This window comes from Arhodomonas sp. KWT (genome assembly GCF_010993615.1).
In genome coordinates, this window is the sequence record NZ_WNXE01000135.1 from 1,468 (window position 1) to 6,145 (window position 4,678).

A 4,678-nucleotide genomic window follows, 5' to 3' on the forward strand; every position below is an offset into this window, starting at 1 on the left:
GCGAGACCGTGATCGCGCAGCCCCCGGCGCAGACGCATGGCCAGGTCGGTCATCTCCCGGTCGAGCTGTATCATCCCATCACTCCCTGATTCCGGTGCCCCGGAACGGGATGCAATAACGATACCGCAATGGGAAAACCCGGCTCGCCATGCCGTTGGGAAAACGATATGCCGCTGCCGATCGGAGACCTCCGAAGACGGCCGGGGCGGATGCCCGGCCAGGGGAACGGCATTGCCGTACGTCAGTCGTCGCCGCGGTCCGTGTGCCCCAGATCGCGATCCGGGGCCACCGCGTCGCGCACCAGGCGCTTGAGCGCCTTGATCTCCGGGAAACCGCCCTGCTCCCGGCGCGACCACAGGCACTCGCCGTCCACGACGATCTCGAACACCCCCGCCCCCGCCGGACACAGCGAGACCTCCGCCAGCTCGTCACCCAGGCTGGTGAGCAGCTCCTGCGCCATCCACGCGGCCCGCAGGAGCCAGCCGCAGCGGGGGCAGTAACGGATACGGACGTGGTGATTCATGGCGGCCCTCCAGGCGGAGGGCCGCACGATAGCAGACCACCAGGCCGGAAAAACCGCGCCGACACGGGCTCAGCCATTACGTCGGAACGGCAAACGGCGCACGCGCTCGCCGGTCAGGGCGAACCAGGCGTTGGCCACCGCCGGCGCCACCGGCGGTGTCCCCGGCTCGCCCACGCCGGTGGGCGCGGCGTCCGAGTCGACGATGTGCACCTCGACCTCCGGCATGTCCGTCATCCGGGTCGGCAGGTACGTGTCGAAGTTGGCCTGCTTCGGCCGGCCGTCCTCCAGCACCACCTCGTCGTAGAGCGCCGCACCGAGGCCGTAGCCGATGCCACTCTGCATCTGCGCCTCGATGTTGTGCGGGTTGATGGCGACACCGCAGTCGACGGCGCAGACCACGCGGTGGACCCGGGGCAGCCCGTTCTCACCCTTGGAGACCTCCACGACCTGGGCGACGTAGCTGTTGAAGGACTTGTGCACGGCCACGCCCCGGGCGCGGCCCTCCGGGACGGGCTTGCCCCAGCCGGCACGGTCGGCGGCGAGCTCGAGGACGCCGCGGTGGCGATCGTGATCGCCGAGCCGGGCGAGCCGGAAGGCCACCGGGTCCTCCCCCGCCGCGTGGGCGAGCTCGTCCATGAAGGTCTCGGTGCTGAAGGCGGTGTGGGTATGGCCCACGGAGCGCCACCACAGCACCGGCACGCCGGCCTCGGGGTTGTGCCCCTCGACGGCGAAGTGCTCGAAGCTATAGGGGAGATCCTCGGCCCCCTCGACGGAGACCGGATCGACGCCGTTGTCCCGGAGTCCGCCCATCTCCTTCATGATGGACTGGCCGGCGAGGCGGTGCTGCCACGCCACCGGCCGGCCGTCGTCGTCCAGCGCCGCCCGCAGCCGGTGGACGAACAGCGGCCGGTAGCGCCCGCCCTGGATGTCGTCCTCGCGGGTCCACACCAGCTTCACCGGACGCCGGCCATCGGTGGCCTTGAGAATGCCCGCCACCTCCATGGCGACGTCGCCGTTGGGGGTCGCGCGGCGGCCGAAGCTGCCGCCGGCGAACTGCGTGTGCACGGCCACCTTCTCCGCGGGCACGCCGAGTGTCTTCGCCACCACGCCCTGGTCGATGGTCGGGATCTGCGAGCCCGCCCACAGCTCGTAGCCATCGCCGGTGGCGCGGATCACCGCGTCCAGCGGTTCCATCGGCGCATGGGCGAGGTAGGGGAAGCGGTACTCCGCCTCGATCACCCGCGTGCCACCATCGATGGCGGCCTGGGGATCGCCGTGGGCCTCCGCGGTGGCGCCGGGCTCACGGGCCAGGGCGGCGAAGTCCTCGTACAGGGCCTCCGTACCCCGCTTCTCGGCAGCGCTGTCGTCCCACTCCGCCTTGAGGGCATCGCGGCCCTTCTTGGCGGCCCAGAAGCCCTCCGCGAGCACCGCGACGCCCCGGGGGGTGCGCACCACGTCGACCACCCCCCGCACCTTGCGGGCCTCACTGTCGTCCAGCGAGCGCAGGGTCGCGCCGAACAGCGGCGGGCGCAGCATCACCGCGGTGAGCATGTCCGGGAGGTAGATATCCAGGGTGAACTGGGCCTCGCCGTTGCTCTTCTCCGAGGCGTCCACCCGGGGCACCCGGTGGCCGATCAGGCGGAAGGACGACGGGTCCTTGAGGCGAACCTCCTTCGGCGCCTCGCGCCGCCCGGCGGCCTCCGCGAGCTCGCCGAAGCGCGCCTCGCGGCCGCTGCCGGCGTGACGGACGACGCCCTGGGCGACGCTCAGCTCGCTCGCCGGCACGCCCCAGCGCTCCGCCGCGGCGGCCACGAGCATGGCCCGTGCCGTGGCCCCCGCCTGGCGCAGCTGGTCCCAGGAGCTTGCCATCGCGGTGCTGCCCCCGGTGCCCTGCATACCGCCGAGCAGCGCGTTGCCGTAGAGCTCGGCGTTGGCGGGGGCCGGAGCAACCTGCACCCGCGACCAGTCCGCGTCCAGTTCCTCGGCGAGCACGGTGGCCACGCCGGTGTAGCTACCCTGCCCGAACTCGATGTGCTTCGAGATCACCGTGACGGTGTCGTCCGGGGCGATGCGCACGAAGGCATTGGGGGCCCAGCCCCCGCTCTCCGTCTCCGCCGCCATGGCGCGGGGACCGCCAAGGCCCCAGTGAAAACCGATGACGAGGCCCACCCCGGCGGCACCGGCCCCCTTCAGCAGGCGCCGCCGGGACGGCGAGAACGGCTGTGAATACGGCTGCTGCATGGTCACGCCTCCAGCTCGCCGGCCGCGCGATGGATGGCCGCACGGATACGCTGATACGTCGCGCAGCGGCAGACGTTGCCGCGCATGGCGCCGTCGATGGCGTCGTCGTCGGGCTGCGGCGTCTGCTCGAGCAGCCCCACCGCCGACATCACCTGCCCGGACTGGCAGTAGCCGCACTGGGGGACATCCATCTCCGCCCACGCCTTCTGCACCGCGGCGGCGGCCGGACTCTCCAACCCCTCGATGGTGGTGACGGAACGATCGCCCACCGACTGCACCGGCAGCACGCACGAGCGTGTCGGGCTGCCGTCGAGGTGCACGGTGCAGGCGCCGCACTGGGAGATCCCGCAGCCGTACTTGGTGCCGGTGAGCCGCAGCTCATCGCGCAGGACCCACAGCAGCGGCGTGTCGGCGTCGACGTCCACGCTGTGGGTCTTGCCGTTGACCTTGAGGGTGATGCTCATAGTGCTCTCTCTCCGGGTCGGGCCACCGCGAAGGGTGGCAACTGTCCGAAAACGTACGACCCAGTGTAGTAGACGGTGCCCTCAACGCGAGCACCGTGCGCATCTCACCCCCGGCGCCCGCCACCGGCCCGGGCCACGCCGCGGCCGTCGTCGAACCGGACCTGATCGCGCCCGCCATCCTTGGCCGCGTAGAGGCTGCGATCGGCGTCGGCAAGGAGGTCATCGAGGGTGCGATGGCGATGGTCCTTGCCGGCGACGCCGACGCTGGCGGTCACCGCGATGATATCGTCGCCATGGTGAGCGCGGTGTGCGGCCACCGCCGCGCACAGGCGCTCGGCGAACGCCACGGCCTCGGCGAGCTCCGTCTCGGGCATCAGCAGAACGAACTCCTCGCCGCCCCAGCGGGCGAGCACGTCGTAATCCCGGACACTGGCACGGAGCACCCGGGCGACCGCCTTCAGCGCCTCGTCACCGCCGGTGTGTCCGTAGCGGTCATTGACCTGCTTGAAATGGTCGAGGTCGATCAACGCCAGTGACACCGGCCGGGCGTTGCGTACCGCCAGGTTCCAGATCCGCGCGCTGACATCGTGGAACGCCCGGCGGTTGTTGACGCCGGTGAGGGGGTCGATGCGTGCCAGCCGCTCCGCGCGGACGCGCTGAGCCTGCCCCTCGCGGAAACGATAGCTCAGCGCCAGGGCAAGCAGGGTCGCGTCGACCAGCATGCCGATGTCGACGGCACGGTAGGTCCAGGCATTGAACGGGATGAACCCCCATACCGCCATCGCCGTGACCGCGGCGCCGATCATCGACGAGACCGCGGCGAGCAGGAAATAGCGCGCGGCACGCAGACCGGCGCGCACGGACACGATCCCCAGGGCGAGCATGATCACCGTGAACGCGATCATGAAGGTGAACGCCACCACCAGCGCCGCCGCCTGGTAGCCGGCGGTCACGGCGGCGAGCATCGACGCGGCACCCACGGCGATGTAGCCGATCACCGCCCGGCGCAGCCGCGGGAAATGCTCGCGGGTATCGAGAAAACTGAGTGCGAAGGTCAGCCCGGTGGTCGCGTAGGCGAGCATCAGCACCGGGTTCGACCACTGCGCCCAGCCCGTGCTCCGCGGCCACAGCCAGGCGAAGCCGTGACCGGTGTAGGAGAGGTTCATCAGCAGGAAGGCACCGAGATAGAGGGCGTAGAGGGCGTAGCGGGCCTGCCGGAGCCCGGCGAACAGCATCAGGTTGTAAGCCACCAGGGCGAACAGGAAGCCGTAGAGGAACCCGTAGCCGTAACCGGTCACCAGGTCCCGTTCGGCAGCCGCCGCCGGGGTCTCGAGATAAAGGGGCACGACCATCGGGTCGGGGGTCGCCACCCGCAGATAGATTGTGGCGGCGCCGGGGGCGAAGCGATGATCGACCGCGAAGTAACGCCCCGCCACGGGCCGTGCGGCAT

Annotated in this window: 4 protein-coding genes; all 4 read right to left on the bottom strand. The window is 70.8% G+C overall.

The features are described from left to right. Nucleotides 1-241 precede the first annotated feature (241 nt). The gene (locus tag G7A99_RS14800; protein WP_018717867.1) at nt 242-523 is read right to left on the bottom strand and encodes a SelT/SelW/SelH family protein; all 282 of its coding nucleotides are present in this window, start codon (nt 521-523) and stop codon (nt 242-244) included. Between the two features lie 69 nt (nt 524-592). Beyond that, a complete protein-coding gene (locus G7A99_RS14805) occupies nt 593-2,764 on the bottom strand; it encodes a xanthine dehydrogenase family protein molybdopterin-binding subunit (protein ID WP_163141493.1) in 2,172 nt (723 codons plus the stop codon). Between the two features lie 2 nt (nt 2,765-2,766). Continuing rightward, nucleotides 2,767-3,228 (bottom strand): (2Fe-2S)-binding protein, encoded by a 462-nt coding sequence (locus tag G7A99_RS14810; protein WP_018717864.1) that lies wholly within the window; start codon nt 3,226-3,228, stop codon nt 2,767-2,769. Nucleotides 3,229-3,332: 104 nt separating this feature from the next. Then, on the bottom strand, nt 3,333-4,678 hold a 1,346-nt coding region (locus G7A99_RS14815), incomplete at its 5' end, for a GGDEF domain-containing protein (protein WP_163141496.1).

What these genes read in the sequence shown, in the direction of transcription:
- G7A99_RS14800 (WP_018717867.1), bottom strand. Translation starts at nt 523, where the DNA reads ATGAATCACCACGTCCGTATCCGTTACTGCCCCCGCTGCGGCTGGCTC.
- G7A99_RS14810 (WP_018717864.1), bottom strand. Translation starts at nt 3,228, where the DNA reads ATGAGCATCACCCTCAAGGTCAACGGCAAGACCCACAGCGTGGACGTC.
- G7A99_RS14805 (WP_163141493.1), bottom strand. Translation starts at nt 2,764, where the DNA reads ATGCAGCAGCCGTATTCACAGCCGTTCTCGCCGTCCCGGCGGCGCCTG.